The following is a 25,775-nucleotide window of genomic DNA, read 5'->3' as shown; positions in this document are numbered from 1 at the left end:
GGGATCGCGGCTCGTCCGCGGGTGGACTAGTCGAAAGGCCAGGTGCTCCGGGCGAGCTCCCAGGCCTGGTGCGTTGTCGCGGCGAGCGTCCCGAGGCCGGTGGCATCGGCCCGGTAGTTCGTGCCGTCCAGCCGGCGGCTCACCCCGCCGGCTTCGGCCAGGAGCAGCGATCCCGGGGCATGGTCCCAGGGAAGGATCCGTCCCCAGCAGATGAAGTCGATGGATCCCTCGATCAGGGCCGGGTAGTCGCACGCCGAGTTCAGGCTCCCGGGCGTCCGCTGGTACGGAACCGGTCGCGACTCCATCGAGGCGTGCTGCTCGGCCGGGAAGAAGCGGGTGTGGAAGACACCGCGCAGGTCCGAGATCGCTGCCGCCGTCGTACCGACGCGGACCCGCTCGCCGTTGCGGAACGTCCCCGCCCCGGCCTCGGCCTGCCAGGCGACGCCGAACTCCGGCTGCCAGATCCAGCTCGCCACCGCCTCACCGCGCTCGACCAGAGCGACCGCCATCCCGTACGCCGGATCACCGCGCACGAAGTTGCCCGTGCCGTCGACCGGGTCCACCAACCAGCAGGACCCACCGGGGTACAGCACGTCCAGCACCGACGGGTCGGCCGCCACGGCCTCTTCACCGACCACCGGCAGGTCAGGCCGTACGGCGCGCAACGCGGACTCCAGGAACGTCTCTGCCTCCCGATCGGCGATCGTCACCCAGTCCCCCGGCGACTTCTCCGCCATCTCCGCGTCGGCAAGCGCACGAAACCTCGGCCGGACGAACCGTTCACCGGCCTCCTGCACCAGCGCCAGCACGCTGTCCGACAGATCTGACGTCACTGCATCCACTCCCCGGAATCGCAATCGGAATCGAAGCACAGCCACCGTACGGGAGGAGGTAGCTCGCCCGGGGACCTGGTCGAAGCCGAACCCGATGCCGATGGACGCCTACCGGTCGGGTGACGAGTACGTGGTTCGTGTTCGACCTGCCGGGTGTCCCCGGCGCAGACTGAGGGTCACAGCGACACATCGGCCACGACTACAGGTCCGAGTGACTTTTGCATAAGTTCTGCACCGTCGCCGGCACTGCTTCGGGGGTACCGGGCGGACGGAGCAAGAGTCCGCTGAGCGCAAAGGTGTGCACCTGAGATGACCGAACAGACCGACCCCGTGACCCGGATCGCCGAGCTGGTCGAGCGGGCCAGAATCTGCATGCTGACCACGATGACGCTCGACGGGCGGCACGTCGCGCGGCCGATGGCCGTGCAGGACGTCGAGTTCGACGGTGACCTGTGGTTCTTCGCCTCGTCGGACTCGGCGAAGGTGGCCGAGATCATGGCCAACCGTCAGGTGAACGTGAGCTTCTCCAACGACAAGGCCAGCGAGTGGACCTCGATCGCCGGCACCGCCGAAGTCGTCGAGGACCGCCAGAAAGCCGAAGAGCTGTGGTCGGCGCCCCTGAAGACCTGGTTCCCTGACGGCCTCGACACCCCCGAGCTGGTCCTGCTCAAGGTCCGCGCCGAGACCGCCGAGTACTGGGACGCCCCGAGCAGCAAGGTCGCCCAGGTCTTCGGCGCCGCCCGCGCCCTGATCTCCAAGGACCCGGACAAGTTCCCGGCCGACAACGAGACGGTCGACCTTCGCGGCAAGACCACGAACCCGTGACCCACCCATCCACACTCTTGGAAGAGAGGCCCTGATGAGCAACACCACCGAGTCGGTCGACGTCGATGTCGACGTGTCCACCGCCTACAACCAGTGGACGCAGTTCGAGTCCTTCCCGCAGTTCATGGACGGTGTCGACGAGATCCGTCAGCTCGACGACACCAGCACCCACTGGAAGACGAGCATCGGCGGGGTGACGCGGGAGTTCGACGCCACCATCACCGAGCAGCACCCCGACGAGCGAGTCGCCTGGAAGTCCGTCGACGGCACCAGCCACGCGGGCGTGATCACCTTTCACCGGCTCAGCGACCAGCAGACCCGCGTCACCGCTCAGATCGACGTCGATCCCGAAGGCATCGCCGAGACCGTCGCCGACAAGACCGGCGTCATCTCCCACCGGATCAAGGGCGACATGCAGCGCTTCAAGACCTTCATCGAAGCCCGCGGCAGCGAGACCGGCAGCTGGCGCGGAGACGTCAGCCACGACAGCTGAGCCTGACCACCCAGGCAGCCGCCGCCGGCTGCGACCTCCGCTGGCACGACCGCTAGTCGCCGCCTGCGGTTCTCGCAGCCGGCAGTACGGCGTACGGGTTACTGCGACTGGCGCGGGAACAGGTTGCCCTTCGCCAGGCGGTCGGTGATGCTCCGGCGCGAGGCCGGGTCGGCGAGCGTGGCGACCGAGCGCTGGTGAAGCGTTGCCAGCGTCGGCGTCCAGGACTCCTGATCGGCTGCGGTGACGGTCTGCTTGCTGCCGGAGACCAGCTTGACCAGCAGGTCGGCGACAGCGGTCTGCTCCTCGGCGCGCGGGTGGTAGCTGGCCGCCTTCATGAGGTCGACCTCGGCGCCCTGGATCCAGGCCTTGTCCTTGGCGCAGACGTCATGGCCTTCGGAAGGCTTGAAGAGGTCGAGGTACTTCGCGCCGCCGGCCTTGGCAGCGGCCTGGATCGCCGTGTTCAGCTCGGTCTCGGTGGAGTTGAGGTAGGCGTAGTCGCCCTTGGCCAGCGGGAGATCAGGACAGTTGCCCTTCGCCGGCGCGATCCGCGGGTAACCGACCAGCACGATCGTTGCCTTGGGCGCGATCTTGGCCTTGACAGTCTTGAGCAGCTCGGTCAACCGCGTCTTGGTCTTGGCGACGTTCTCCTTCAGTTGGTCCTTGCCGCCGGCGGTGAACTGTTTCTTGCACGGCGCCCCGTCCGGGTCCGACTTCTGCAGGCCCGGGCACACGGCGAGCAGATCGGCGAACAGCCCGAAGTCGTTCGCGCCGAGCCCGATGGTGACCAGGTCCGTCTTCTTGGTCAGCGCGTTCATCTGCGGCGGCACGAACCCGGTCGACGTCGCCTGCGCGGTCTTCACGTGAGTTGTGTCGGCGCCACCGCAGCTGACGTCGGTCACCTTCGGGACCTTCAGCTTGGGTGCGGCCAGCGCCGGGTAGTTCCCGCCACCCGACCGCAGACACCCGAGATTGGCGAGGTCGAGCGGTGGGACGAGCGGTGCTGCGGTGTAGGAGTCGCCGAGCGCGACGTACTCCTTGAACGTCGGTGCCGCCTCGCGCGCGGACGCACTCGCCGTACCGGAAGAGATCAGGGCCACCACCGTGAGTGGGGCGATCAAGCGCAGGACATTCATCAGGGCCTCCGTTCGCTGGTGGCGGGAGGCGGCCCACCGACGATGTCGCCTGCAACTGTAGAGCGCTTTTCGCCAAGCGATCAGAAGAGTTCCGCTACAGCCTGATCAACAATGTCGCCGATCTGTAGCTGTTCTCCGGCAATTCAGGACAGCTCGTTTACCTGACGCACAACAGGGCACTTCAGAAACCCTGCATCGCTTCCAGCGCCGCCGCCTTGTCGGCCTGATGACACATCCGTACGGCGTCCTGCCGCTGCTCCTCCGCGACCAGGACGTTGCCGTCGGCATCAGCTGAGAAGAAGTCGGTGACGAACTGGTCGTAGAACTTGTCCTGGTCCGCGGTCAGCTGCGTCGTCATCTGCGCCGCCTTCGACTTGTCCAGCGGTCCATCGGGGTTGCCCGGCGTGTTCATCATCATCGGCGTCACCGCCGCGGCGAACACCACGCTGTGCAGCCGTTCCTCGCCGTACTTGGCGACGTACCGGGCGACCTCGCCGCCTCCCATCGAGAACCCCACCAGCGAGACGTCCCGCAGGTCGAGCTCCTCCAGCAGGCCGGCCAGGTCGTCGGCGAGCGTGTCGTAGCCGTAGCCGGCCTTGGGTTTGTCACTCCGCCCGAAACCACGACGGTCGTAGGTGATCACCCGAAGGCCGGCGCCACTCAGCGCGGCGATCTGCTCGCTCCAGGACTCCCCCGACAGCGGCCACCCGTGGATCAGCACCACCGGCCGGCCGGAGCCACCGTGGTCGTCGACGTGAACCTTCACGTCCTTCAGACCGAGCAGTCGTGAGTTGACCTTCACTTCAGACGTCAGCACTCCTCGTGCATTTCGCGAACGACCCCAGTGGCGCGCCGGTACCCCCGCCACCGCGCCCGGACGCGGCCGGACCACGAAAGTTCGCTATCTGTGCAGATCCGGCCAGCCACCCATCCATCGCACTCCCGGCTACGAACTCACCCGCCGCAGGACGCGAGAACCGGACCTTCGACAGCGCTCTGGCGCACACCCTCGGTGCCGCGGATCCCGACGTGCAGCGGGCGGTGGCCCAGCTTGCCGCGCGGCGAGCCTGCGAGGTGTCCGGTCTGACCGGCGTGCCGTGGGTCGACGAGGCGCTCACCGCGTTGACGGAGAGCCGTCCGCTGCCGCCACCGTTCGACGACTGGGACTTGACCTACGCAACTCTGCGCTCCGACCCGCGGGTCCCGGACCGTCGTCGAGGCAGTCCCTCCCGAGCGACCGCCGTACCGCCCGGCGACAGCGCCCCCCGGCGTTCGGTCCGAACCAGTGCTGGTCACGCCCGCCGCCCCGAACGTCCCCGGCGAGGTCCTCCAGCCGAACATGGCCCTTCCCGCGATCTTCGCGGCCGCAGACCCCGATCCGCTGAAGGCCTCCCTGGACTCGGTGTGGGCAGCAATCAACACGTACGGCGAGCGCTACCCCGAGCTGCTGGAGGAGATCTGGTCGGTCGACTCGCTCATGACGCCGAATCCGTGAGCGCCTCCCGGAGGCGTGCTGCCGTTTCGGCGGCCGGGAGCAGGACGGCGAGTGCGAGGAGTCGAGCCGGCGCCTCTCGACGTACTGGTCCGCTCCGAGGAGGGGCAAGCGATGGACGAGCCATTAGTTGGGTCGATGCAGCGGCGTGGTGGCAGGTCCGTCGAGTACGTCGCCGTCAGGAGTGAAGCGGGAGCCGTGGCAGGAGCAGTCCCAGGTGGTTTCGGCGCGGTTCCAGATCAACGCACAGCCCAGGTGGGTGCAGACGGGTTTCACCAGATGCAGCTCACCGGTCGAGTCGCGGTAGGCGCCGACCGTGGCGCCTTCGTGGTCGAGGAGGCCACCGTCGCCGGGCTCGAGATGGTCAGCGCCGCCGGCGAGGCGTTTGGCGTGGCCGGTGGCGAAGTCCTTTCCGACGCTCAGGTTGCCCTTGATCAACTCCGCGACCGCGGCCGGTCCGCCGATTCTGGTTGAGCTGTACAGGTCGGCGTAGGGGTTGGCATGGCCGGCGATGTGGTCGGAGAGGATCTCCGCGGCGACCGTCCCCTGGGTGAGGCCCCATTTGTTCATCCCGGTGGCGACGAGGATGCGGTCGCTGCCGGGAACCCTTCCCACGTACGGGAGAAGGTCGGGAGTGCTGTAGTCGTGGGCAGACCAGAAGTACTCCGCGGCGATGTCGCCGGTGTCCCACGTGGAGCGGACCCAGTTCAGCAGGGCCTCTTCGTTCGCGCCGGTGTCGGCTTGCGCGTTGCTGCCGGCATCGCTCGGGCTTGTGGTGGCAGGGCCGGAGCCGACCACGATCAGGCCGTTCGGTCCCCCGCCGGGCCAAGGCCGGGTCGAGCGGACCGGGTCGTCGACAGTGATCGCCATCCCGGCCGGCGCCTGGACGGGCAGCCGTACGGCGATTCCCGACGATCGACGCGGTCGGACCCGCGCGAAGAATCCACCGGTGACGCCGACCGGCGAAAGGGTCGCCATCACCGCGTGGCCCGCGATGACGGTCGCTCCGTCCGCGGTGCTCACCGCCACCGTGTCGGCGCCGGACGCGACGTCCACCGCCCGTGACCGATCGAAGATCCGGCCACCGCGCTCCACGAACGCCGCGGCCAGACCCGCCAGGTACTTCGCCGGATGGAGATGCAACTGCTCGGCGAACCGCACCCCAGCTGCCGCACCCGGAACACCGATCTCGTTCGGGCCGGCCAGCGTGGCCGGCAGACCGAGGTCGGCAGCGGTCGTGACCTCCTTCTTCAGCGACTCGAGCCGACCGGGATCGGTGCTGTACACGTACGACGGCGCCGTGGTCAGCTCGCAGTCGATCGCCAGCGCTTCCACCAGGCCGGCGATCTGCAGCATGGCCGCTTCATTGGCGGCGCCGTACAGAGCAGCCTTGTCCCGTCCGTGCTTGCTGACCAGCTCGGTGTAGATCGCACCGTGCTGCGACGTCACCTTGCCCGTCGTGTGTCCACTGGTCCGGGCCCCGACCCCGTGCGCTTCGAGCACGATCACGTCCGCGCCGTCGTCGGCCAGCATCAACGCGGTCGACAACCCGACCAGGCCGGCGCCGATCACCACCACATCGGCCGTGAGAGCACCGGCCGCTGGTCCGAAGCGAGGCATGTGCGCAGTCGCGAGCCAGACACTGCGGGCTGTGTCATCCATACCTGGCAGGTACCCAGGCCGAACCAGCGGGCGCGGTCAGCGTCTGACGTTCACCGGGCCGCGATCAGCGCTTGTGGTGCCGCTTGCTTGATCCGGGTCTTCAGCCAGGTCAGCTGCTGCGTCGTCTCCTGCTCGCAGGCGTCGACGACGTCCAGCAGTTCCCGATCCCTGAGGGCTTGAGCGGCCTGCTCGACAACGGTCCAGGTGATGTCGACGAACGACGCCAGCGCGTACAGATCCTGCAGATCGCGCAACAGGCCCACACCACCCTCCCGGGTTCCGCCGAACTCGGCCGCCTCCAACTGCTCCGGCTCGATTCGCCACCCTCAGTAGTTCCGACCCGGCGAGCACCGGCAACTGCCACTAGATGCCAATGGCAACGACCTGCCAGTCCACCGTGACCTTCCCACGCCTGCAAGGTCACAGCGCAACACGATCGCCGAACTGCCGCGTCTGGGTGGACGCACGACCGCAGCCCGGCCGCAACCCACTTCACCGAGGACCGTGACATCAGGTGCGTATAGACCGCACAACCTCCGGGAAGCATGGTGTGGTCGTACTCCGAACAACTCACCGTCGCGGTCGCGGAGTCGTTGACCAGCGGGAGCCTCGCCTGCCAACTGGGCGCGGCCACGGACGCGAGCGACTGGTTCGCCGGCGGTGTCGTTGCCTACACCACGGCAGTCAAGGTCGGCGTCCTCGGCGTCGATCCCGGCCCCGTCGTGACCGCCTGACAGCTGCAGAGAGTGCATGATGACGGCATGCGATGGATCCGGTTACGAGCTCTGCTGCTGGCCAACCTCCTGCTGTTCGGCCTGTTCTTCATCGGTGTCCTGCTGACCGGTCACGCTCACGAGAACGACGAGCTGTCCGAGCACGGCCAACCGACCCAGACCCTCGTCCAGTACGCCGGCTCGTCGTCCTTCGGGGAGACCGTCTTCGAGAACTGGGAGTCGGAGTTCCTCCAGATGGGCATGTACGTCCTGCTGACGGTCTTCCTGGTCCAGAAGGGCTCGTCGGAGTCCCGGCCGCTCGACAAGCCCGCTCGCCAGGACGAGGATCCGCGGGCCCACCGCAACGATCCCGACGCACCCTGGCCGGTCCGCCGCGGCTCACCGCTCGTCCTCAAGCTGTACGAGAACTCCCTCGCGATCGCCTTCGGTCTCTGTTTCCTGCTCTCCATCTGGCTGCACGCCGTCACCGGCGCCCGCGCCTACAGCCAGGACCAGCAACTCCACGGCGGCGAGGCCGTCACCGCGGCGCAGTACCTCGGCACCTCCCAGTTCTGGTTCGAGTCGTTCCAGAACTGGCAGAGCGAGTTCCTCGCCGTCGCCGCGATCATCGGCGGGTCCATCTATCTGCGCCAGCGCTCATCGTCCCAGTCGAAACCCGTTCACGCGCCGCACGCCGAGACCGGCGACTGAACCCAGCCGGACCGTTGCGGTAACACCTCTGCAGGAGAGCAATCTCTGGATGCCTGGCCGCTGCGCAGTCACGACGTCCTGACGGCGGCGCTGCCGAACGGCCACGTGCTTCGGGATGCTACCGCGTTGACGCTGATCGAGAGTCACCCGGACCGCTCAGTGGACTGGTTGCTCGCGCGGATCGGACTGACCCTGTCGGGGACGGCCCGGTTGATCGATCGACTCGAGGGCCTCGGCCCCGCGCACGAGCAGGTCGCGCCGTACGGCTGACTCTTCCAGCCGGACCGGACCGTCTGCGCGTGGACACCGACGCGACCTGCCGCCTGTGCGACTGGTCGGCCTGCCCCAGCTGCGCGGTCGACACGTCGTGACGATCGCTGCCCAAGGCGCCGACCACGGCCGGATCTTCGGCACCCAGCGGGCTCTGCTCGCGATCGCCGCGCCCTTGGGAGCCGCGGTCGGTGCCTTGGGCATCGATCACCTCTCTCCTTCGGTGATCCTCGCGATCTCGGCCGCGGCCTGCGCCGTCGCCGGCCTCGCCGCACTCACGGTCCGCGACCTCCGCCGGTAACCCTAGGGCAACGGCTGCCCGCCGGTGACGCCGATCCGTTCACCGGTGATATAGCTCGACTCCTGCGAGGCCAGGAACACGTACGCCGGCGCCAGCTCGGCCGGCTGCCCGGCGCGGCCCAGCGGGGTGTCCGCCCCGAACTCGTCCACCTTCTCCGCCGGCATCGTGGCCGGGATCAACGGAGTCCAGATCGGGCCCGGCGCGACAGTGTTCACCCGGACGCCCTTCGGCGCCAGCTCCTGGGCCAGCCCCTTCGTGAAGTTCACGATGCCGGCCTTGGTGGTGGCGTAGTCGAGCAGGTTCGGCGACGGCTGGTAGGCCTGGATCGACGAGGTGTTGATGATGCTGCTGCCCGGCTTCAAGTGCGGTACGGCCGCCTTGCAGAGCCAGAACATCGCGTACAGGTTGGTCTTCAGCACCCGATCGAACTGCTCGGTGCTGATCTCCTCGATGCCGTCCTGCGCCATCTGGTACGCCGCGTTGTTGACCAGGATGTCGAGGCCACCGAGCTCGTCGACAGCCCGGGTGATGATCTCCTGGCAGTGCGGCTCCTCGCAGATGTCCCCCGGGACCAGGACCGCCTTGCGCCCCTCGGCCTCGACCAGCTTGCGGGTCTCCTGCGCGTCCGCCTCCTCCGACTCCAGGTACGAGACCAGCACGTCGGCGCCTTCCCGCGCGAACGCGAGCGCCACCGCGCGGCCGATCCCGGAGTCCCCACCCGTGATCACCGCGCGTTTCCCGGTCAGCTTCCCTGAGCCCCGGTAGCTCTCCTCGCCATGATCCGGCTGCTGGTCCATCTCCCCGGTCCGGCCGGGATGCGCGATCTGCTCCGGCCCCTGAGCCTCGGCACCGGGGTGCTGGGTGGTCGGGTCGTCCGGCTGGTGCTGGTCAGACATCGTCAGGCTCCTTCGACGTACGGCGCAATGGTCCAGCCACGCGGTACCCAGGCGATCACCCTGTAGTCCCGCAGGACGCGTACCGGGCTGGTTCGGGGGGTACCTGAGCCTCACGTTCGGTGCTGTCGCGCCGAAGACACGAGCGAGAAGGGATCACCCCCATGGCGGGCGATGTCGTCGATCTGATCATGCAGGACCACCGCGAGGTCGAGCGGCTGTTCGACGAGCTGAAGGACAGCCCGGAGAAGCGGCCCAACCTCGTACCGGTGCTGACCACCCTCCTGTCAGCCCACAGCCGCGCCGAGGAGTCCGCCGTCTACCCGGCCGCCGCCGAAGAAGCCGACGAGGCCGACGACGTCGCGCACAGCCAGCAGGAGCACGTCGAGGCCGACCAGCTGCTGGAGAAACTCGGCAAGACCGACCCCACCTCGGCAGCCTTCGACAAGGTCCTCCAGAACCTCATCGACGCGGTCACCCACCACGTCGAGGAGGAAGAGACCAAGGTCCTGCCCGGTATGCGCAAGAACCTCACCGACGAACGCCGTGCCCAGCTCGGCGAAGCCTTCGCCGCCAGCCGCAAGGAGCACCTCGGCGACCAGCCCGAGGACATCACCCGTGAGGAGTTGTTGCAGCAGGCCCGTAACGCCGACGTCACCGGAGTCTCGTCCCTCGGTAAGGAAGACCTGAAGAAGAAGCTTCAGGAAGAGTCCGAGGAGTAGCCGACGGACGGCCTCGAACAGAGGACCGCCGCGAGGAGAGGTACCTGACATGGCTGACACAACGTTCCACCAGGGCGACAAGGTCGAGTGGGACAGTCACGGCGGTACGGCGCGGGGAACTGTCGAGAAGAAGCTCACCGAACGGACGTACGCCGGCAAACGCACTGTTGATGCCTCACCCGAGGAACCGCAGTACCTGGTCCGGAGCGAGAAGTCCGGGCGGACCGCGGTCCACAAGCCGTCGGCCCTCCGCCACTTCAGCGACTGAACCACCGTCCGAGCAGCCGCCGCCGACCTCATCCCCCGTCGGCGGCGGCTCTTTCGAGCCGCAGCACCTGCTGCTGGGCTCAGCGACGAGCGAAACGGGCGTGGCCGAGCGCCGCACGGGCAGCGTTGGACCCGCAGGCGCCGTGGACTCCGCCGCCGGGATGCGCGGAGGCCGACGCCAGGTACAAACCCTTGACCGGGGTTTCCGCGCGGCCGAGTCCCGGGATCGGGCGGAAGACGAGCTGCTGGTGGAGAGCCGCGGTCCCGCCGTTGACCGCGCCACCCACGAGGTTGGCATTGCGGGACTCCAGATCGGCCGGCGCAAGAATTCGCCGATGGATGATCCGGCTGGTGAAGCCGGGCGCCGCGCGTTCGACCTGGTCCTGGATGCGGTCGGCGAAACGTTCGACCTCGTCGGGGGTCCAGGCTCCGGTGAAGTCCGCGTCGCCGCGGATCTGTTGGGGCACGTGCGTGTACGCCCAGACCGACTCGGTCCCGGCCGGGGACCGCGTGGGATCGGCCGTCGTCATCTGTCCCATCAGCAGGAACGGCTCGTCCGGCACCTGCCCGGCAGCGATCTGCGCGGCCGCGAGGCTCAGCGAGTCCACCGAGTCGGCCAGGTGCACGGTTCCCGGGGACGCCGAAGGCGTCTCCTTCCACGGGATCAACCCGTCGAGCGCCCAGTCGACCTTCACCGTCCCCGGATCCCACTCGAACCCACGCATCGCCCGTTTCACCTTCGCCGGGACCGCGTCGGCCGGCAGCAGTTCGCCGTACAGGGCAGGTGCCGAGACATCAGCCAGCACAGCACGTCGTACGGACAGCAGTTCGTCCGCCGTCCGTACGCCGATGACGCGCCCACCGCTGACCTCCAGCCCGGTGACACGCTCGCCACAACGAATCACCCCACCGCGCGCCTCGAACCGCCGAGCCAGCGCCAGACTGAGCTGCCCGGCCCCACCCCGCGGCACCGGATACCCGAACTGCTGCCCGAGCATCACCAGCAACCACCCCATCAGCCCGGAGCCGGCACCCTCAGGACTGATGTCCGCGTGCTGCGCGTTCGTTGCCAACAGCATCTTCGCCGCATCGCCCTGGAAGGTCCGGTCCCCCAGCGACCGCACCGACGACGCAAGCAGCCGGATCCGCTCCAGCCCGCGCCGTCCGACCAGATGCCGCACGAGCGCGGCCCCGGAACGCACCGGCGGAAACGGATCGAGCAACAGCCCGACCATCCCGCGCTCGATCCGCCGCCAGTCGTCGTACATCTTCAACCAGCTCTCGCCGTCACCGGGCGCCATCCGATCCAGCGCGGCGGCGGTGTCGAAGGGGTCGTTGTGCACGATCGCCCAGCCACCGTCGGTCATCGGGTTACCGACCGGAGCGGGCGCGTTCGACCACTCCAGCCCCCATCGGCCAAGGTCCAGCGCCTGGATCGTCGGCGAGACCGCGGCCAGCGGGTAGAACGAGCTGAACGTGTCGTGGACGAACCCGTCCGCGACGTCCTCGGCGCTGCGGACCGCGCCCCCGACCTGGTCGTTGGCCTCGAGCAGCACCACCTCCCAGCCCTGGTCGGCGAGCAGGTTGGCCGCGACCAGCCCGTTCGGGCCGCCGCCGATCACGATCGCGTCTGTCATGGCCGCCCGGTGTCCACGAAGTGGTCGACTCATGCGCGATGGGTACTGGTCAGGGATGAGCGAGAACGAGTGCATGATCCACGCGTCCGTCGACGACGTGTTCGCCGTCCTGACCGATGGCTGGTCGTACGCCGGGTGGGTGGTCGGCGCGTCCCGCGTGCGCGACGTGGAGGAGGGCTGGCCGCAGCCCGGCTTCAGCATCCACCACTCGGTCGGGACCTGGCCGCTGCTCATCGACGACACCACCACCGTCGAGGAGTACGTCCCGGGGGCCTTCCTGCGGCTCCGGGTCCGCGCCTGGCCGACCGGCGAGGGCCAGGTCGAGTTCGAGGCGACCGAGAAGGACGGCGGCTGCCACCTGGTGATCCGCGAGCACGCCGTGAAGGGACCTGCCGCGCTGATCCCCCAGGTGGTGATCGACCCGGTGCTGAGTCTGCGGAACACCGAGACCCTGCGCCGGCTGCGACTCATCGTCGAGGGACGCCAGACGTGATCGTCACGATCACCGGTGCTTCGAGCGGCATCGGCCGAGCCGCTGCCCTCGCGCTCGCCGCGCGCGGCGACACCGTCGTACTGGCCGGGCGGTCCCGCACCAGCCTCGACCGTGTCGCCGCCGAGTGCCGCGACCTCGGCGGCGACGCCGTCGTTGCGCCGACGGACGTGTCGGACCCCAAGCAGGTCGAGGTACTGGTGGACCTGACCGTCGCGCGCTGCGGTCGCATCGACGTACTGCTGCACTGCGCGGCCGTGATGGCGTACGGCGAGTTCACGCAAGTCCCGCCCGAGGTCTTCGACCGCGTCCTGCGAGTCGACATCGACGGCACCGTCAACGTCGCCCGTACGGCGCTCCAGCGCTTCACCGAGCAAGGCGCGGGACACCTGATCCTCCTCGGCTCGGTCATCGGCAAGATGGCGCCGCCGTTCATGAGCTCGTACGTGATGAGCAAGTGGGCCGTCCACGGCCTGGCCCGCGCCCTGCAGGCCGAAATCCGGTCCGTCCCCGGCGTCGACGTCAGCCTGGTCTCCCCCGGCAGCATCGACACTCCCGTCTACCAACGCGCCGGCAACTACATCGGCCACGTCGGCCAGCCACCGCCGCCGGTCAGCGACGTCGACAAGGTCACGAAGGCGATCCTGTCCGTGATCGAGCGCCCCCGCCGGGATCTCTCGGTAGGCCCGGCCAACGCGCTGATGGTCTTCGGCTTCCGCTTCGTCCCTGCCGCGTACGACGTCCTGGTCGTCCCGCTGATGAAGCGGCTCGGCCTGTCCCGCACCCGCACCGACCCCACTCCGGGCAACGTCTTCGACCCCAGCTGATGCCACGGGCAACGGTCAGTGCGGAGGCGCTGCCCTCACGGAGCATCATCGTCTCCGCGCCCCCGCCGACTGCCCTGGTAGGCGAGTTCGCGCAACTGCCGCAGCCACGCCGGCCCCGGGATCGCGTGCCCCGGATGGTTGAGCACGGGGTCGAAGGTCAGGACCTCGCTCCCCGGCGAGAGCACCTCCACCGTCCCGATCTCGAACCATTCCGACCGTTCGCCACCGATCGACAGCACGAAACCCGACGGCGCCCGCGTGGCCAGCTCCGCCAACGAGGCGTGGCCGGCCCGCCCGGTCTCCGGTGTGAGCATCAGCCACCACGGCGCGCCTGAGACGTCGTACGGCGCGAGCGTGTTGTAGCGAACGGCGTTCCAGTCCGGCGACGGGATCGGGATCCACCGGGTCAGGCGCCCATGTCCCGCGGTGGAGAACAGGAAGTCCCACGGGTCACCCGTCGGCCGGATCCGGAGCGCGACGCCGAGGACGTCGGGCCAGCGGCCCGGCGTACCGGCGCCCTTCGACAGCTGTACGTCGGCCGCGTAGACGCCTTTCGGCAGCAGCGCGTTGACCTTGCCGACTACGACTCGGCCGGCGAAACCGACACGCTGCGGATGGACGCCCGGAGCCTGCCGCAGCACGGCCACCACGGAGAAGAAGGACGAGACGCCGAAGCCAGGCAGGCGAACCAGACCGGTCACGGCTCCCGCCGATGGCTCACAGGACCGCGGCGGACCAGTTCCGACAACTCGCTCAGGATCGTCCGGCGACGCAACACCTCGGTTGTGCCGGAGTCGCCGCGACGCAGTCCCGCGACGGTTTCCTCGAGCACCGCTCGGGCGTCCTTGGTGGGTTTCCAGCCGAGCTCGTCGCGGGCGCGGGAGCAGTCGAGCGACGGTACGGCGTACCCGAGGTCCAGCCAGCCGGGCGAGACCGGCTGCAACCGCGCGTGCCAGGCCGCCGCCATCGCCGTCCGCAGTGCCTGGAACGGCACGGGAATCCGTCGCGCTCCGAGCACCTCGGCGATCATCTCCGCAGAAGCCGGTACGGCGGCCGCAAGGTTCAACGCACCCGTCGACCCGGCCTCCAGGATCCCAGCGATCGCGTCGGCGACATCGTCCGCATGGACCATGGACACGGTCATCCCGTCCGGCAGCGGAAGCACCGGCAGGCCCTTCACCGCGGCGGCGGGGACGAACGCGGGCAGCCCGTACCGCAGCAGCGCGCTGCCCGCCGAAGCCTGTCCGATGATGCCCGGCCGCAACCGCGCGACCACGGGAGCATCCGCCGAGTCCTCGAAGCTGTCGAGCAGCCGCTCGGCCGCGACCTTGTGCCGGCTGTACGACGACGTCGGCACTGCCGCGACCGGCCAACTCTCGTCCACGGGAGCGCCGTCGACCTTCGGCGCGTACGCGCCGACCGACGACATGTGCACCAGCTGCCCGACGCCTTCCTTCGCGACCGCGTCAAGGACCCGTTGCGTGCCACCGACGCCTACCGCCTCGAGGTACCCGATCTGGTGCGACGGCTGGAACGCCCAGGCCAGGTGCACCACCGCGTCCGCTCCCCGCATCGCCCGCCGCAGCGAGGACCCACAGTCCGGGCTGGACAGGTCGGCCGACACCCATTCGACTTCGTCGCCGAGAACGGTGTCGGGCACTCGTCGCGCGACCCCGACCACGTCGTACCCGCCGGCTCTGCGCAGCCGCCTGGTCAGCGCTGTCCCGACGCTACCGCTCGCACCGGTGATGACTACTCTCATGGGTCCTTCCTCTCGGTGCACACGCCGGTCGCGCCGCCCCGCTCGGCGCGACCGAGAAGTTCTACTTCTTGGCGTTCTTCGCCGCGGCTTGCGCCTTGCCCTTCACGGTCCCCTTGACGTCCTGGACCATCGAGTACGTGCCGTACAGCAACGGATCCGGCGCGGGAGCGGTGCCCGGGCCGCCGAGCGGTTCGGGATCGGCCAAGTAGTCCAACGGGTCGTCGCCCTTGGTCCAGCCGCCCTTCTTGCCGTCGGTCCCGTCCGACAGGCGCCAGATCGTGTGGTTGTGCTCCTGGTCCTCCTCGTCGAACAACGCGTCCGGCACGATCGGGCCTTCCAGCCCGTCGGTCTCCAGCTCCTCGATCGCCTTCAGCCACTGCTTCTGGTGCACGGTGTCGCGCGCCAGGTTGAACTGCAGCATCGCCTTCACACCGGGGTCATCGGTCATGTTGTACAGCCGCGCGGTCTGAAGACGGCCCTGCGCCTCGGCCGCCGCATTGGCCCGGAAATCGGCCAACAGGTTGCCACTAGCAACGATGTACCGGCCGTTCCAGGGCACGCCCTGACTGTCGGCCAACAGTGCTCCGCCGCCGGCGACGATCGCCTGCTGGGGATCCATTCCGCCGATGATCGCCGCCGTCATCGGATCCTTCACGGCCTCGGCGGTCATCGTCGCCGGCGCGCCCTCGAGCAGCCGCGCCACCATCGTGGCCAGCATCTCCACGTGACCGATCTCCTCGGTCGCCGTATCCATGATCAGATCCTTGTACTTGCCCTCGACCCGGCAGTTCCACCCCTGGAACAAGTACTGCATCGTCACCGACATCTCGCCGTACGCACCACCGATCAACTCCTGCAACTTCCGCGCGTACAGAGGATCCGGCTTCTCCGGCTTCGCCTCGAACTGCAACCGCTTGGTATGACGAAACATCACTGTCTCCACTTCCTCGGGGAGGCGGCCCTGTACCCAGCACGAACAGCATGACCGCAACTACGCTGCACTTCTTCCTCGGCGTCGGCATGATCGGCCTCGGCGTCGCCCTGTCCCGCGACCTCCGCAGTACCAGGACTGCTCACACCGCTCGGTAGACATCACCGAGACGTCGCTTGGCGGAGCACCCGCCAGGCGCCGTTGTGTGGAACACCTTCTGAACCACATCGCCATCACGCTCGCCAGGTTCCCAGCAATCCGCACAGTCACGTTCCGTTTGCGGAGCGTGACTCGGGGCACCGGCCGGTCGAGCGAGCGAAACGGGGCAGGCCATGGTGCACGACATCGAGCGGGTGCTCGGGTTGACCGCGTACGACGCGCACGGCGCGAAGATCGGCGTGATCATGGCTCTGCACAGTTGTGCCGCCACCGGCGCGATCGAGTGGGCCACAGTGGTTCGCGGGATCGCGAAGACGTCGGAGGCGCTGGTCCCGTTGGCCGGGGCCCGGATCGCGGAGGACGGCGTCCACCTGGCCATTCTGCGCCGTCTCGTCCGGCGGGCGCCGACGCTAACGATCGACGGCGCCCTGCCGTCGTCGGACCAGGATCGCCTCGAGGCGTACTACGGTCTTCGGCGGACGACGCGAGAGCCCGCTGAGCCAGCGACTGCCCGGGTCGTGGTCCGTCACTCGTCCGGTACGGCGTACCAACCGCTCGGATCCCGCCGCCGGCGCGAGCGGCCGGCGGGGCGGCCACGGGGGCGCCGGCTCGAGCGCGACCTGTCTCACCGCCAAGTCGAGGCGCTCACCTCGGACCGCACCTCCGACCGTCCGGCGACCGGGCGCTTCCTGCGCCTGCCCCACCTTCTGCTCCGCGGGGTCCAGGCCGTCCTGCGAAGGTTCGCACCGAGAGCCGACTAGCCGTTCCCCGGTCAGGAGACCTCGACCTCCGGGCCGTGTGATGCTGGGCGGTGCGGACGGAGCTCGATGACGTCGGCGCCACGGTGGTCCTGTCGCAGTCCAGTCAGTCCGTAGCTGAGCAGGAACTCGAGCATCGCGGTCTCGTCATCCCCGGTGAAGCGAATCAGGCGTGCAGCGAGTTCCAGGTCCGCCGCCTCACCTCGTTCGGGGTGATCGATCGCTGCCCCCCCGAGGTCCTCGGCGCGTGCCCGCAACGTGGCGACCGCCGGCCCGTCGGACCAGGCGATCTGCCAGTCGACGCCGATCCCGGGAATCCGGCGGGCACTCACCGGCGTACCGGCGAGCACGGACAGTTGATGAACGAAACGACCGACCAGATGCGCTTGGTTGCGGTGCTGACCACGCAGCATGCCGCGCGCAGGCCGGCGCGATCGGGCTTCGACACCTGCGCTCTGGCGACCTGGGAGTCCTGGAAGCTGACGAACGCCGACGAGACACTGACGATCGAGTCGATGCCCGGCATTCACGGTCGCGGGCTCCTGCGGACCTTGCTGCCCCCGGTGATGGGCTCGCTGCTCTGACCGGCGACCACCTCGACACGATCCGCGAGCGCTGCCCGCCCATCGATGCGGCGGGTGAAGAACAACCCTGAGCCGTGGCAGCTCGCGACTCTCGCCCGTGGCGAGACCGTCGAACTGGGAACGGCCGCAGGCTGACGCCCGGTCTCGCTCCGCGGTGTGCCAGGACCCCTGCCGGCTAGTCCTTGTGGTCCCGCCTTGCTGCTTCGGATCGGGCCTCTGCCCCGGTCTCGCCCGCGTACCCCTCGTCCTGGCCGGCGGTTCGGCCGACGAAGGTCCCGTTCTCGCCGGTTCCGGTCGTGGACCGGGTACCGCCGTCCGGGTTACCGCCGGTTTCGCGCGTCATCGCGACATCGGTGTCGGCGGGGGCATCCGCCTCGTTCAGTTGGTGCGACTGGCGCCACCTTTTCAGGCGATCCATGACAGACACGCTGGTTCCCTTCGATCGGGATCTGGCAGGCCGACGGAGTTGCGGCTGGTTGCCGGCCGCAACTCCGTCGCTCGGCTCAGTTCTGCGAGCCGGCTTGCTTCACGGTGTCGGCCGAGCCCTTGGACTCGTCCGCGACGTGCTGTGCCGCTTCACGACCGTCTTCGCTGACGGTCGAAACTGCCTCTTGCGCCGTGTCGCGCACGTGGGCAACGGCCTCCTGAGCAGGCTCCTGGAGGTTGTCCTTGGCCTCCTGCATCAGGTGCGTCGCCTGCTCCTTCACGGGCCCGGCCGCCTTGTCCTTCGCCTCGTGCGCCAGCTCGCGCTCCTTCGTCGACGCCGGCAGTGCGGCAGCGACCATCCAGCCGGCGGCAAAAGCCACCAAGCCGGCAGCGAGCGGAGCGCCACGCGTCTGCGACCGAGCCCGCTCCGGTGCCGAGGTCACCGCTTCCCCGACCGCGCTGCCCGCGTCGGAGACCGACGAGGCCGCCGACCCTGCCGCGTCACTCATCGTCGTACCGGCCGAATCCGCCGAGCCCATCAGGTTCTCCTTCAACTGGCCGAGGCCACCACGGACGCGGTCGACCCGGCGTCCTACCGCCGCACTGGGACTGACCTTCTCGGTCAGGGCGTTCACGTCACGGCCGAGATCGTGCCGGGTGTTCTCGATGTCGCGCTTCAGTTGTTCTGTGTCTTCAGCCATTTCGCGTCCTCCTTGACAGATTCGATCGTCTGATCGGGCTTCGGACTCACGTCCTGCAGCTCCTTGCGGCCACGGGCCGCCATCACTGCGGCGGCGATGCCCCACAGCGCGGTCACGATCAGCGCTGCCCAGACGAGATCCATGGCCTCACCCAGCGCCCACATCACCGTCAACGACAGGAACAGCGCGACCATCCAGCCGGCCAGCGCCGCGCCGCCGAGCAGCCCCGCGCCCTTGCCGGCCTTCTTCGCCTCGTCCCGCAGCTCGGCCTTCGCCAGCGCCAGCTCTTGGCGGGTCAACTTGCCGAAGTCGTTCGTCAGGTGCGAGACCAGAGCTCCGACCGAGTCATCAGGCGTCGGCCGACCAGGATCCGTCCCGACCGGCGGTCCACTCGCCGTCATCTCAGCGCTCCGCCCCAGGCTCGAACCTCGGCGTCACGGGCGCACCCGGGTCGAGATCCGGTACGGACGGAGTCGGCACCGGCGGCGCCGACGTCGGCCCGTCCAGAGCGCTCGATCCCGCACTCTCGATCGGTGACCTCCGCACGGCCGATCCCTGCACGGCCGCGTCCGGCGGCGGCACCAGGTAGTCATCGGTCTGCGTCGGGTACGCCGTCGAGACCGGAGTCATCCGCTCACCGGACGAGCTCGGCGCCGCACCGGCCAGCGCACGCGTCATCCGGCCCGCCACAACACCAAGCACCGCAGCGCCCAGGAGGAAGGTCCCCGGCTTGCGCCGGGCGTACCGGCGTACCTCGTCAAGAATCTCGGCAGGCTCGTGCTTCTGCAGGAAGTCCGCCGCCTGGTCACCGAACTGCGCGCCGTGGCCCGCAAGCTGCGCACCCCAGCCGGACTGGCCGTGCTCGGCCATCCCTCGCAGCTCACCGGCAACCGAACGCAGCCCCTCGGCCGCACGGTCCTTCTGCTGACCGGCCTGCTCCGCCAGCTGATCCCGGGTTTCCCCCACCAGCTTGGCCGTCTGCTCCCGGACGTCGGACGTCACCTCGGACGCCTTGTCCTTCGCCGTTCCCGCAACGTCACGGGCGGCTTCGCCGGCCGTCTCTGCCACGTGCCCCGCCTCGGCCTTCGCCGTACCGGCCACGCCGTCCTGCCCCGCACCGGACGAACCTTCGAGGCCCGCCTGATGATTCGTCGTCGATGTCATCCTCAGCTCCTTCGTGCGTTCGGAGAGGCCCCGGTAGCCATTCCGCAGCGCGGGAAACCCCTTCAGCTGCGTGGATTTCGGACGATTCCGGAATCAGGCCGCGATGTCGATCGGCTCGAGACGCTGCCGTAGACCGGCCAAAATTCTGGTGAGCAGTCGCGAAACCTGCATCTGACTGATGCCGAGGTCGGCCCCGATGTCGGCTTGGCGCCAGTTCTCGACGAAGGCGAGTTCGAGAATGCGCTGATCGCGCGGGGCCAGGGCGCTGATCAACGGGCCGAGCTGATCGATCGTGTCGATCCGGCTGAGATGGGGATCTTCGTCGTCCGCGACCGTGTCGGCCAGCAGCAGGTCGCCGTCGCCGGCCCCAACCGGCCGGTCCAGCGACAGCACGTTGAAGCATCCCCTGGCGGCATCGGCTTCGCGCACTTCGCTGCAGTCCACACCGAGCCGGTCGGCGATTTCCATCGGGGTGGGCTCACGGCCCAGCTCCTGCACCAGTAACGGCAGGACCCGGGCGATTCGGCCCTGCAGCTCCTGCAGCCGGCGAGGGATGCGAACCGTCCAGCTGCAGTCGCGGAAGTAGCGCTTCACCTCGCCACGGATCGTCGGTACGGCGTACCCGATGAACGGCACCCCGGTCTCCGGGCGATAGTTGGTCGCGGCCTTCATCAGCCCGAGGCAGGCGACCTGTTCCAGATCGTCGTCCTCGGCACCGCGGCCGCGGAAGCGCCGCGCGATTCCACGGGCAACCTCGAGATTGAGCTCCACGACCTTCTCCAGCAGCTGCTGCCGTTCATCGTTGTCAACGGCAACAACTCTGGCTCTCAGCAGTTCTTGCGTCGCCGCCTCGCGCTCTGCGCGTTGGCGCGGCGACGAACAGTTGACGGGCACAGCGGGTGAATCGAGTTCTTGAACAGTGCGCACGAGCGTGACCTCTCGAGGAGTAAGTCACGGCGCGGCCGCTTTTCCGGACCGCGGTCTAGGACCACTTCGCTGCCGAGGTCTGGGGCAACCAGGCTGTCCGTCCTTCGACAACCCATTGGACTCACCGTACGCCCAGCGCACGCGGAACGGCTGTTTGCATAGGTTCTGCGAAGGTTCCCTACTGGTGCCGCAAGTCGATCTTTCGGTCCAGGACCCGGCGGGCGGCGGCCCTGAGGGTAGTGTCCGCCGCGTAGCCGATCACATCGGTCATCAGCTGCGCCTGCTCCACCGGTTCGGACAACGGTCACGTCGCGGTCAGATAGACGCTGACCACTCCCGGGTCGCCCTGGCTCAGCAGACCGGCCAGGCGGGCCAGCCACGCCGTACGGTCAGCCATCAGTTCCGCTCCGATCGACCTTCGGCTGTCTACGGTCCTGGTACCCAGGAGCGACCCGGGCAGTACATGCTCGACTCCGGCACCGATCGAGCGTACAAAGGAAGGGTCTTCCGATCCACGTCAGTCGATCGGCAGCCGGAGCCTTCTGGCCTCGTCTGACCCGGGCACATCAGACACCGACGGTGTGTGCAGAATGGGCATCGAGCGCTACGGAACCACAGGGTTCCGGCAAGGAGCCGGCAGTTGACCTTTCCCGAAGGTATTCCCGAGAACGGGCAGGTGGCAGCTGCTCCGTCAGCGGCGCACTCGGTCGCCAGTTCGGCCCACGTACCCGACGAGGACCGCTTCGAGACTCTCGTTGTGCAGTTGTACGAGGCTGTCGACACCGCGCAGGCCGTCGACCGCTTCGTGGCGTTCGCTGCTGACTTCCTCGACTGCGATCACGCCACCGTCGCGCTGCGGCGGGGCCGGGCGCTCGTGGTCGCGGGGGCCACCGATGACACCTCCCGTGCCGCGTTGGCTGCCCAGCTCGCGATCGGTGACGGGCCCTCTATCACGGCGATCCGGACCGGTCTGAGCGTTCTGGTCCCCGACACCGTTGCCGAAACCCGGTGGCCGGAATGGACTCGCCAGGTCACCTCTCGCGGACGCTCGATCTTCAGCATTCCGCTGACGGTGTCCGGCGCGACCCTGGGCGCGCTGACGCTGACCGGCGAGCACCCCCACACGTTCGACGCCGGCGACATCAAGGCCACCCGCCTCGCGACGTACGGCGCGGTGGGCATCGCTTCCGCGCAGGAGCGTGATTCGCTGCGTGAAGGAGTCCGGGCCGCCCGGCGTACCGGCCAGGCGATCGGCATCGTCCGGCAACGGTTCCACGTCGACGAAGCCGGCGCTTTCGAGGTCCTGCGGCGTTACTCCCAGGACACCAACACCAAGCTGCGCGACGTCGCCCAGCACGTCCTCGACACCGGTCAGTTGCCGGAGTGACCCGCTACTCGGGCGTCGAGTCGGCCTTGACCGCGCCGCGCCGGCCCAGCGGCTCGGGCGCTCCCTTCGTGGTGTCCTTGGCCGTCTGCTGTTCCGCCTCGGCGTTGATCTCCGCGCCGAGCAGTACGACGTACGCGCTGATCCACAACCACAGCATCAGGATCAGGATCACGATCGCCGCCAGACTCCCGTACGTCTTGGCGTAGTTGCCGAACGTCTCGACGTACAGCGAGAACCCGATCGACGCGGCCAGCCAGATGATCGTGGCCACGATCGCGCCCGTCGACACCCACCGCATCCGCGGCGCGTCCCGGTCGGCGCCGACCCGGTAGATCACGGCCAGCGCGACCGTGATCAGCACGACCGCGAGCACGAGCCGTCCGGCACCCAGCGCGATCCGGACCGGCGTCGCCACGTCGTCCCCGATCGCGGCACCGACCGAGAACAACGCGACCGCGAGCAGCACGAAGACAATCGAGCCCAACGTCAGCAGCAGCGCCAGGCCCTTACGGCGTACGAAGCCGCGGGTCTCCTCCTCGTCGTAGGCCAGGTTCACCGCGGTCAACAGGTTCCCGACCCCGCCCGACGCGCTCCACAACGCGGCCACGACCGCGATCACCAGGCCGATCCCCAGACTCTGCCGCGGCGCCGACACCAACGCGTCGATCTGCTGCAGCAACAGGTCCCGCCCTGCCGCCGGCATCGCGGAGCCGAGCTCGTTCGCCTGGTTCCGGATCTGTGACGGGTCCGCGACCAGCCCGTACGTCAGCACCGCGGCGGCGACTGCCGGGAACAGCGCCAGGAACCCGAAGAACGCCACGCCCGCCGCCATCAACGGGACCTGGTCGGCCTTCGCTTCCTTCCAGGCCCGCCGGACGACCTGCCACCACCCGGCCGCGGGGATCTCTGTCGGCTTCTCGGCCTCTACACCCGGTACTCGCTCTGCACTCATCGGGCGCCGGTACCCACCTGGCGCCACCGCTGACGGTTCTGGCACCATGTTCGCGCCCGAAACCCGGCGGTGCCGATGGCCACCTGCGCGATCGGAAGTTGTTCATCGGTCTATTCTGGTCGTCACTGTCAGCGTCCAGAGACCGGCGCCCGGGCAATTTTTCATGCCTGCGCGAGGGAGGACCAATGACTGAAACAGCCGGCGGCTTCGGGTACCTGGCCATGAACCTGCACAATCAAAGCGGGGTCCTGGCCACAGTCGAGGGTGTGCTGGAGTTCGCCGTCGAGACGTTGCACTACGACCACGCGTCAGTGCTGCTGATGCACCGCCGGCAACCCCAAGCGATCGCGGCCACGGACCAATTGGTCTCCGTCGCCGATCAGCTGCAGATCGATCTCGGCGAGGGCCCCAGCCTGCTGGCCATCGCCGAGCACGAGGATGTTCTCGTCAAGGACACCCTCACCGACGACCGCTGGCCCAAATGGGCACCGACCGCGGCAGCCAACGGCATTCGCAGCGCACTGTCGATCCGCCTCTTCACCGAGCACTCGACCAGCGGCGTACTGAACCTGGTGTCGACCCAGCCCTACGTCTTCAGCGAAGGCGACGCCGAACTCGCCCGGCTGCTATCGCTGCACGCGTCGATCGCGGTCGCCTCGGCGCGCATGGAGGCCTCGCTCAACCAGGCCGTCGACTCCCGCAAGGAAGTCGGCCAGGCCGTCGGCCGCCTGATGGAGCGCTACGGCCTCGACGCCGTCCAGGCGTTCGCCGTCCTGCGGCGCTACTCCCAGGACAGCAACCAACGTCTGAACGTGGTCGCCCGCCGCGTCATGGACACCGGCGCGCTCCCCCAGTAGCACCTTGACGGGGTCATCCGCGCAGAGTTGTGCAGGGTGCACAATGAGCACGCGGCACGCACGGAGTCTGGAGACGTTCTGCCAAGTAGCGCGACCAGCGGGTTGCCGAGGGTTGTGCCTGCGTTGGACGTCCACCGCAGGCACAACCGCTCCTGGATCTCAGCTGAACACCTGTACGGCCCATGACCGACCGCGTCAGCGCCTGGCGAGGGCGCCGGGGTCAGTGACCGTCGGCGGTGAGTTCGGAGGACGGGAGGCTGCCGTCGATGACGCCGCGTGCGACAGCGCCGAGTTGTTGGTGGTTGCGTCGGGCGTGGGCCCGCATCAGGACGAACGCATCGTCGACACCGATTCCGGCGCGCTCGGACAGCACCCCCTTGGCCTGCTCGAGCAGAATGCGGCTGTTCAGCGCCGACTGGAGCTGCTCGGCCAGCACTTCACTCCGGCGTACCGTGCGCTCCTGCAACAGGCCAACAGTCGCGATGTCGCAGAGCGCCTGAGCCAGCGCGATGTCGGCGTCAGTGAGGGTAACGCGGTCGGTGCAGAACAGGTTCAGCGCGCCAATCACCTGCCCGCGAAGGCGCAGTGGGACGGCGTGCGTGGAGCGGTAACCTGCCGCGGTGGTCGCGGCGCGGAACTTCGGCCAGCGTTCCTCGACCTCGCCCAGGTCGATGTTCACCATCTGTTCGCCGGTCGAGTAGCAGTCCAGGCACGGTCCTTCGTCGTTCTGCAGGACGAACAGCTCCAGCAGGTTGGCCTGCTCGGTGGTGGAGGCCATCACGTGCAGGACGCTGCGCTGGTCGGCCAGGATCAGGCCGGCCGCATCAGCCTGCAGGAGTTCCACACTGCGCTCGCACAGGGTGTGGAGAAGGTCGAGGACGTCGTAGTCGTCGACGAGCGTGTCGGCGAGCTCGATGAACACCTCCGCGAGGCGTTGCTCCCTGCTCATCTGCTACCGCCTTTCCGGACCCGGAGGTGCCCTGTGGACTTGAGGTCTTCATTCATGATGGTCGTCCTCGGCTCGGAACGTCACTCGTCGGGCCACCACATCCGCGGCGAGTTCGTGGATGGGGCGTCCCTCCGCGTAGGCGCGAGCGCGCAAGAGCAGTAGGGCTTCGTTGAGGCCCGCTGACGCCTGGACGGTGATGATGCCGGTGGCTTGATGGATCTCCCGGTGGCTGTCGGCCGCCTCGGCGACCTGAGGATGCAGCCCACCCGACGACACGTCGTACTGCAGATCGAGCAGCATGGTCGTCGCCGCGGCCGCATGATCGAGTGCTTCGGCCAGCTGCAGACTGTCCAGCGGCCCGGGGACGTCGCGGGAGAGATCGAGTACGCCGAGCCGGATGGCGCCCACCTGGAGCGGGAACGCGAAGACCGCCGCAATCCCCGACTCGGCGGCAGCAGGTGCAAACCCGGGCCAGCGCGCTGCCGCCCGGGCCAGATCGTGCTCCAGCACCGGTCTCCGGTCACGAAACGCGTTCAGGCACGGACCTTCACCAAGGGTCTGCTGGAGGTTCTCCATCACCGCGGCCGGTCCGTCGGTCGCCGCAAGGGTGCCGCCGTGGCCGGTCGCGGTCATCAACGCCACTCCGGCACCGCTGATCGGCACCGCCCTGGCGGCCGATACGCACAACCGACGCCAAACGGTGTCTCCGTCGAGCCCCGGAGGATCAGGCTGATCGCCCTCCAGCACCTCGAGCAGAATCTGCCGTACGCGAAGTGACGACACTGCCTCACAACCGCCCTGTGCCGGGACTCGCGCGCCGGGAACGCCACGCCGCGACACCGCTCCGGCGTCGCGCACTCGCAGAAGCGCTCTCCGACGAGCGCCGGTCCGTGTCTTCCAGGTCCTTCAGACCGGAGCACAACAGGGCCGCGACAACGTGCTCGGGCCG

The 25,775-nt window shown here is 68.6% G+C and carries 34 protein-coding genes; 15 read left to right on the top strand and 19 right to left on the bottom strand.

Going from position 1 to position 25,775, the window contains the following annotated elements:
- Positions 1-26: 26 nt before the first annotated feature.
- Positions 27-833, bottom strand: a complete 807-nt coding sequence (locus tag ACLQ2O_RS09580; RefSeq protein WP_425829428.1) for an inositol monophosphatase family protein — start codon at positions 831-833, stop codon at positions 27-29.
- Between the two features lie 309 nt (positions 834-1,142).
- On the opposite strand from ACLQ2O_RS09580, the gene ACLQ2O_RS09575 reads away from it, so the two are divergent.
- Both ACLQ2O_RS09575 and ACLQ2O_RS09570 read left to right on the top strand, forming a co-directional pair.
- Positions 1,143-1,658, top strand: a complete 516-nt coding sequence (locus ACLQ2O_RS09575; RefSeq protein ID WP_425829426.1) for a pyridoxamine 5'-phosphate oxidase family protein — start codon at positions 1,143-1,145, stop codon at positions 1,656-1,658.
- A gap of 34 nt (positions 1,659-1,692) precedes the next feature.
- Complete coding sequence (locus ACLQ2O_RS09570) at positions 1,693-2,151, top strand: SRPBCC family protein (protein ID WP_425829424.1); 459 nt, start codon at positions 1,693-1,695, stop codon at positions 2,149-2,151.
- A gap of 98 nt (positions 2,152-2,249) precedes the next feature.
- On the opposite strand, the gene ACLQ2O_RS09565 is transcribed toward ACLQ2O_RS09570, so the two are convergent.
- Together ACLQ2O_RS09565 and ACLQ2O_RS09560 are read right to left on the bottom strand one after the other, a co-directional pair.
- Positions 2,250-3,284, bottom strand: coding sequence for an SGNH/GDSL hydrolase family protein (locus ACLQ2O_RS09565; protein WP_425829422.1), 1,035 nt, complete (start codon positions 3,282-3,284; stop codon positions 2,250-2,252).
- 181 nt (positions 3,285-3,465) lie between these two features.
- Positions 3,466-4,101, bottom strand: a complete 636-nt coding sequence (locus ACLQ2O_RS09560; protein WP_425829420.1) for an alpha/beta fold hydrolase — start codon at positions 4,099-4,101, stop codon at positions 3,466-3,468.
- A gap of 468 nt (positions 4,102-4,569) precedes the next feature.
- Here ACLQ2O_RS09560 and ACLQ2O_RS09555 point away from each other — a divergent pair, with 468 nt between their 5' ends.
- The gene (locus tag ACLQ2O_RS09555) at positions 4,570-4,779 is read left to right on the top strand and encodes a hypothetical protein (protein ID WP_425829418.1); all 210 of its coding nucleotides are present in this window, start codon (positions 4,570-4,572) and stop codon (positions 4,777-4,779) included.
- A gap of 123 nt (positions 4,780-4,902) precedes the next feature.
- On the opposite strand, the gene ACLQ2O_RS09550 is transcribed toward ACLQ2O_RS09555, so the two are convergent.
- Entirely contained in the window at positions 4,903-6,396 is a 1,494-nt protein-coding gene (locus ACLQ2O_RS09550) for an FAD-dependent oxidoreductase (protein ID WP_425829416.1), read from the bottom strand.
- A gap of 92 nt (positions 6,397-6,488) precedes the next feature.
- The gene (locus ACLQ2O_RS09545) at positions 6,489-6,701 is read right to left on the bottom strand and encodes a hypothetical protein (protein ID WP_425829414.1); all 213 of its coding nucleotides are present in this window, start codon (positions 6,699-6,701) and stop codon (positions 6,489-6,491) included.
- 282 nt (positions 6,702-6,983) lie between these two features.
- On the opposite strand from ACLQ2O_RS09545, the gene ACLQ2O_RS09540 reads away from it, so the two are divergent.
- The 4 genes from ACLQ2O_RS09540 (at position 6,984) to ACLQ2O_RS09525 (ending at position 8,433) form a co-directional block, all read left to right on the top strand.
- A complete protein-coding gene (locus ACLQ2O_RS09540; RefSeq protein WP_425829412.1) occupies positions 6,984-7,172 on the top strand; it encodes a CinA family protein in 189 nt (62 codons plus the stop codon).
- Between the two features lie 27 nt (positions 7,173-7,199).
- A complete protein-coding gene (locus ACLQ2O_RS09535) occupies positions 7,200-7,862 on the top strand; it encodes a DUF6766 family protein (RefSeq protein WP_425829410.1) in 663 nt (220 codons plus the stop codon).
- Between the two features lie 126 nt (positions 7,863-7,988).
- Entirely contained in the window at positions 7,989-8,132 is a 144-nt protein-coding gene (locus ACLQ2O_RS09530) for a hypothetical protein (RefSeq protein ID WP_425829408.1), read from the top strand.
- 97 nt (positions 8,133-8,229) lie between these two features.
- Entirely contained in the window at positions 8,230-8,433 is a 204-nt protein-coding gene (locus tag ACLQ2O_RS09525) for a hypothetical protein (RefSeq protein WP_425829406.1), read from the top strand.
- 2 nt (positions 8,434-8,435) lie between these two features.
- Here the strand turns inward: ACLQ2O_RS09525 and ACLQ2O_RS09520 are convergent, their stop codons facing one another.
- Positions 8,436-9,329 carry an SDR family oxidoreductase gene (locus ACLQ2O_RS09520; protein ID WP_425829404.1) on the bottom strand — a complete coding sequence of 298 codons (894 nt, stop codon included), beginning with the start codon at positions 9,327-9,329 and terminating at the stop codon, positions 8,436-8,438.
- 161 nt (positions 9,330-9,490) lie between these two features.
- On the opposite strand from ACLQ2O_RS09520, the gene ACLQ2O_RS09515 reads away from it, so the two are divergent.
- Positions 9,491-10,048, top strand: a complete 558-nt coding sequence (locus ACLQ2O_RS09515) for a hemerythrin domain-containing protein (RefSeq protein WP_425829402.1) — start codon at positions 9,491-9,493, stop codon at positions 10,046-10,048.
- A 49-nt stretch (positions 10,049-10,097) separates the two neighbouring features.
- Positions 10,098-10,316 (top strand): DUF2945 domain-containing protein, encoded by a 219-nt coding sequence (locus ACLQ2O_RS09510; RefSeq protein ID WP_425829400.1) that lies wholly within the window; start codon positions 10,098-10,100, stop codon positions 10,314-10,316.
- Positions 10,317-10,395: 79 nt separating this feature from the next.
- On the opposite strand, the gene ACLQ2O_RS09505 is transcribed toward ACLQ2O_RS09510, so the two are convergent.
- On the bottom strand, positions 10,396-11,952 hold the full coding sequence (locus tag ACLQ2O_RS09505; protein ID WP_425829398.1) for a phytoene desaturase family protein: 1,557 nt from the start codon (positions 11,950-11,952) through the stop codon (positions 10,396-10,398).
- Between the two features lie 55 nt (positions 11,953-12,007).
- Here ACLQ2O_RS09505 and ACLQ2O_RS09500 point away from each other — a divergent pair, with 55 nt between their 5' ends.
- Together ACLQ2O_RS09500 and ACLQ2O_RS09495 are read left to right on the top strand one after the other, a co-directional pair.
- Positions 12,008-12,445 carry an SRPBCC family protein gene (locus ACLQ2O_RS09500; RefSeq protein ID WP_425829396.1) on the top strand — a complete coding sequence of 146 codons (438 nt, stop codon included), beginning with the start codon at positions 12,008-12,010 and terminating at the stop codon, positions 12,443-12,445.
- Positions 12,442-13,269, top strand: coding sequence for an SDR family NAD(P)-dependent oxidoreductase (locus ACLQ2O_RS09495; protein WP_425829394.1), 828 nt, complete (start codon positions 12,442-12,444; stop codon positions 13,267-13,269). Before ACLQ2O_RS09500 ends, ACLQ2O_RS09495 begins: the two co-directional genes overlap by 4 nt.
- Positions 13,270-13,304: 35 nt before the next feature.
- Here ACLQ2O_RS09495 and ACLQ2O_RS09490 read toward each other — a convergent pair whose 3' ends face one another.
- The 3 genes from ACLQ2O_RS09490 to ACLQ2O_RS09480 all read right to left on the bottom strand — a co-directional run bounded on the left by ACLQ2O_RS09490 (position 13,305) and on the right by ACLQ2O_RS09480 (position 15,962).
- Positions 13,305-13,970 carry a hypothetical protein gene (locus ACLQ2O_RS09490; RefSeq protein WP_425829392.1) on the bottom strand — a complete coding sequence of 222 codons (666 nt, stop codon included), beginning with the start codon at positions 13,968-13,970 and terminating at the stop codon, positions 13,305-13,307.
- Positions 13,967-15,031, bottom strand: a complete 1,065-nt coding sequence (locus ACLQ2O_RS09485; protein WP_425829390.1) for an NAD-dependent epimerase/dehydratase family protein — start codon at positions 15,029-15,031, stop codon at positions 13,967-13,969. Before ACLQ2O_RS09485 ends, ACLQ2O_RS09490 begins: the two co-directional genes overlap by 4 nt.
- A 61-nt stretch (positions 15,032-15,092) precedes the next feature.
- Positions 15,093-15,962: a manganese catalase family protein gene (locus ACLQ2O_RS09480; protein ID WP_425829388.1), complete on the bottom strand. Its 870-nt coding sequence runs from the start codon at positions 15,960-15,962 to the stop codon at positions 15,093-15,095.
- Positions 15,963-16,294: 332 nt separating this feature from the next.
- Between ACLQ2O_RS09480 and ACLQ2O_RS09475 the strand changes: the two genes are divergently transcribed.
- Positions 16,295-16,882, top strand: a complete 588-nt coding sequence (locus ACLQ2O_RS09475) for a hypothetical protein (RefSeq protein ID WP_425829386.1) — start codon at positions 16,295-16,297, stop codon at positions 16,880-16,882.
- Between the two features lie 11 nt (positions 16,883-16,893).
- On the opposite strand, the gene ACLQ2O_RS09470 is transcribed toward ACLQ2O_RS09475, so the two are convergent.
- Positions 16,894-17,229 carry a hypothetical protein gene (locus ACLQ2O_RS09470; protein ID WP_425829384.1) on the bottom strand — a complete coding sequence of 112 codons (336 nt, stop codon included), beginning with the start codon at positions 17,227-17,229 and terminating at the stop codon, positions 16,894-16,896.
- A 9-nt stretch (positions 17,230-17,238) separates the two neighbouring features.
- On the opposite strand from ACLQ2O_RS09470, the gene ACLQ2O_RS09465 reads away from it, so the two are divergent.
- A complete protein-coding gene (locus ACLQ2O_RS09465; protein ID WP_425829382.1) occupies positions 17,239-17,463 on the top strand; it encodes a hypothetical protein in 225 nt (74 codons plus the stop codon).
- A 175-nt stretch (positions 17,464-17,638) separates the two neighbouring features.
- On the opposite strand, the gene ACLQ2O_RS09460 is transcribed toward ACLQ2O_RS09465, so the two are convergent.
- The 5 genes from ACLQ2O_RS09460 to ACLQ2O_RS09440 form a co-directional block, all read right to left on the bottom strand.
- Complete coding sequence (locus tag ACLQ2O_RS09460) at positions 17,639-17,881, bottom strand: hypothetical protein (RefSeq protein ID WP_425829380.1); 243 nt, start codon at positions 17,879-17,881, stop codon at positions 17,639-17,641.
- An 85-nt stretch (positions 17,882-17,966) separates the two neighbouring features.
- Positions 17,967-18,590 (bottom strand): DUF3618 domain-containing protein, encoded by a 624-nt coding sequence (locus tag ACLQ2O_RS09455; RefSeq protein WP_425829378.1) that lies wholly within the window; start codon positions 18,588-18,590, stop codon positions 17,967-17,969.
- Complete coding sequence (locus tag ACLQ2O_RS09450) at positions 18,566-18,991, bottom strand: phage holin family protein (protein WP_425829376.1); 426 nt, start codon at positions 18,989-18,991, stop codon at positions 18,566-18,568. The genes ACLQ2O_RS09455 and ACLQ2O_RS09450 overlap by 25 nt, the downstream gene beginning before the upstream one ends.
- Before the next feature lies 1 nt (position 18,992).
- Positions 18,993-19,754 (bottom strand): hypothetical protein, encoded by a 762-nt coding sequence (locus ACLQ2O_RS09445; RefSeq protein ID WP_425829374.1) that lies wholly within the window; start codon positions 19,752-19,754, stop codon positions 18,993-18,995.
- Positions 19,755-19,847: 93 nt separating this feature from the next.
- A complete protein-coding gene (locus ACLQ2O_RS09440; protein WP_425829372.1) occupies positions 19,848-20,648 on the bottom strand; it encodes a sigma-70 family RNA polymerase sigma factor in 801 nt (266 codons plus the stop codon).
- A gap of 673 nt (positions 20,649-21,321) precedes the next feature.
- On the opposite strand from ACLQ2O_RS09440, the gene ACLQ2O_RS09435 reads away from it, so the two are divergent.
- Complete coding sequence (locus ACLQ2O_RS09435; protein WP_425829370.1) at positions 21,322-22,068, top strand: ANTAR domain-containing protein; 747 nt, start codon at positions 21,322-21,324, stop codon at positions 22,066-22,068.
- A 4-nt stretch (positions 22,069-22,072) separates the two neighbouring features.
- Here ACLQ2O_RS09435 and ACLQ2O_RS09430 read toward each other — a convergent pair whose 3' ends face one another.
- Positions 22,073-23,020 (bottom strand): YihY/virulence factor BrkB family protein, encoded by a 948-nt coding sequence (locus ACLQ2O_RS09430; protein WP_425829368.1) that lies wholly within the window; start codon positions 23,018-23,020, stop codon positions 22,073-22,075.
- A 185-nt stretch (positions 23,021-23,205) separates the two neighbouring features.
- On the opposite strand from ACLQ2O_RS09430, the gene ACLQ2O_RS09425 reads away from it, so the two are divergent.
- The gene (locus ACLQ2O_RS09425) at positions 23,206-23,877 is read left to right on the top strand and encodes a GAF and ANTAR domain-containing protein (RefSeq protein WP_425829366.1); all 672 of its coding nucleotides are present in this window, start codon (positions 23,206-23,208) and stop codon (positions 23,875-23,877) included.
- A 220-nt stretch (positions 23,878-24,097) separates the two neighbouring features.
- On the opposite strand, the gene ACLQ2O_RS09420 is transcribed toward ACLQ2O_RS09425, so the two are convergent.
- Both ACLQ2O_RS09420 and ACLQ2O_RS09415 read right to left on the bottom strand, forming a co-directional pair.
- Positions 24,098-24,826: a GAF and ANTAR domain-containing protein gene (locus ACLQ2O_RS09420; RefSeq protein ID WP_425829364.1), complete on the bottom strand. Its 729-nt coding sequence runs from the start codon at positions 24,824-24,826 to the stop codon at positions 24,098-24,100.
- A gap of 48 nt (positions 24,827-24,874) precedes the next feature.
- Positions 24,875-25,573: a GAF and ANTAR domain-containing protein gene (locus ACLQ2O_RS09415; protein WP_425829362.1), complete on the bottom strand. Its 699-nt coding sequence runs from the start codon at positions 25,571-25,573 to the stop codon at positions 24,875-24,877.
- Positions 25,574-25,775 lie beyond the last annotated feature (202 nt).

This window comes from Kribbella sp. DT2, from assembly GCF_049844575.1.
Taxonomy (GTDB): Bacteria; Actinomycetota; Actinomycetes; order Propionibacteriales; family Kribbellaceae; genus Kribbella.
Note: the sequence above shows the minus strand (reverse complement) of the source record. Positions and strands in the feature narration are given on the sequence as shown.

Excerpts from the sequence above, each read along its gene's own strand:
- ACLQ2O_RS09520 (WP_425829404.1), bottom strand. The coding sequence starts at position 9,329 with ATGTCTGACCAGCACCAGCCGGACGACCCGACCACCCAGCACCCCGGT.
- ACLQ2O_RS09460 (WP_425829380.1), bottom strand. The coding sequence starts at position 17,881 with ATGGATCGCCTGAAAAGGTGGCGCCAGTCGCACCAACTGAACGAGGCG.
- ACLQ2O_RS09485 (WP_425829390.1), bottom strand. The coding sequence starts at position 15,031 with ATGAGAGTAGTCATCACCGGTGCGAGCGGTAGCGTCGGGACAGCGCTG.
- ACLQ2O_RS09515 (WP_425829402.1), top strand. The coding sequence starts at position 9,491 with ATGGCGGGCGATGTCGTCGATCTGATCATGCAGGACCACCGCGAGGTC.
- ACLQ2O_RS09575 (WP_425829426.1), top strand. The coding sequence starts at position 1,143 with ATGACCGAACAGACCGACCCCGTGACCCGGATCGCCGAGCTGGTCGAG.
- ACLQ2O_RS09420 (WP_425829364.1), bottom strand. The coding sequence starts at position 24,826 with ATGAGCAGGGAGCAACGCCTCGCGGAGGTGTTCATCGAGCTCGCCGAC.
- ACLQ2O_RS09480 (WP_425829388.1), bottom strand. The coding sequence starts at position 15,962 with ATGTTTCGTCATACCAAGCGGTTGCAGTTCGAGGCGAAGCCGGAGAAG.
- ACLQ2O_RS09455 (WP_425829378.1), bottom strand. The coding sequence starts at position 18,590 with ATGGCTGAAGACACAGAACAACTGAAGCGCGACATCGAGAACACCCGG.
- ACLQ2O_RS09465 (WP_425829382.1), top strand. The coding sequence starts at position 17,239 with ATGAACGAAACGACCGACCAGATGCGCTTGGTTGCGGTGCTGACCACG.
- ACLQ2O_RS09450 (WP_425829376.1), bottom strand. The coding sequence starts at position 18,991 with ATGACGGCGAGTGGACCGCCGGTCGGGACGGATCCTGGTCGGCCGACG.
- ACLQ2O_RS09570 (WP_425829424.1), top strand. The coding sequence starts at position 1,693 with ATGAGCAACACCACCGAGTCGGTCGACGTCGATGTCGACGTGTCCACC.
- ACLQ2O_RS09540 (WP_425829412.1), top strand. The coding sequence starts at position 6,984 with ATGGTGTGGTCGTACTCCGAACAACTCACCGTCGCGGTCGCGGAGTCG.
- ACLQ2O_RS09425 (WP_425829366.1), top strand. The coding sequence starts at position 23,206 with ATGACTGAAACAGCCGGCGGCTTCGGGTACCTGGCCATGAACCTGCAC.
- ACLQ2O_RS09510 (WP_425829400.1), top strand. The coding sequence starts at position 10,098 with ATGGCTGACACAACGTTCCACCAGGGCGACAAGGTCGAGTGGGACAGT.
- ACLQ2O_RS09550 (WP_425829416.1), bottom strand. The coding sequence starts at position 6,396 with ATGCCTCGCTTCGGACCAGCGGCCGGTGCTCTCACGGCCGATGTGGTG.
- ACLQ2O_RS09565 (WP_425829422.1), bottom strand. The coding sequence starts at position 3,284 with ATGAATGTCCTGCGCTTGATCGCCCCACTCACGGTGGTGGCCCTGATC.
- ACLQ2O_RS09475 (WP_425829386.1), top strand. The coding sequence starts at position 16,295 with ATGGTGCACGACATCGAGCGGGTGCTCGGGTTGACCGCGTACGACGCG.
- ACLQ2O_RS09500 (WP_425829396.1), top strand. The coding sequence starts at position 12,008 with ATGAGCGAGAACGAGTGCATGATCCACGCGTCCGTCGACGACGTGTTC.
- ACLQ2O_RS09445 (WP_425829374.1), bottom strand. The coding sequence starts at position 19,754 with ATGACATCGACGACGAATCATCAGGCGGGCCTCGAAGGTTCGTCCGGT.
- ACLQ2O_RS09505 (WP_425829398.1), bottom strand. The coding sequence starts at position 11,952 with ATGACAGACGCGATCGTGATCGGCGGCGGCCCGAACGGGCTGGTCGCG.
- ACLQ2O_RS09430 (WP_425829368.1), bottom strand. The coding sequence starts at position 23,020 with ATGAGTGCAGAGCGAGTACCGGGTGTAGAGGCCGAGAAGCCGACAGAG.
- ACLQ2O_RS09535 (WP_425829410.1), top strand. The coding sequence starts at position 7,200 with ATGCGATGGATCCGGTTACGAGCTCTGCTGCTGGCCAACCTCCTGCTG.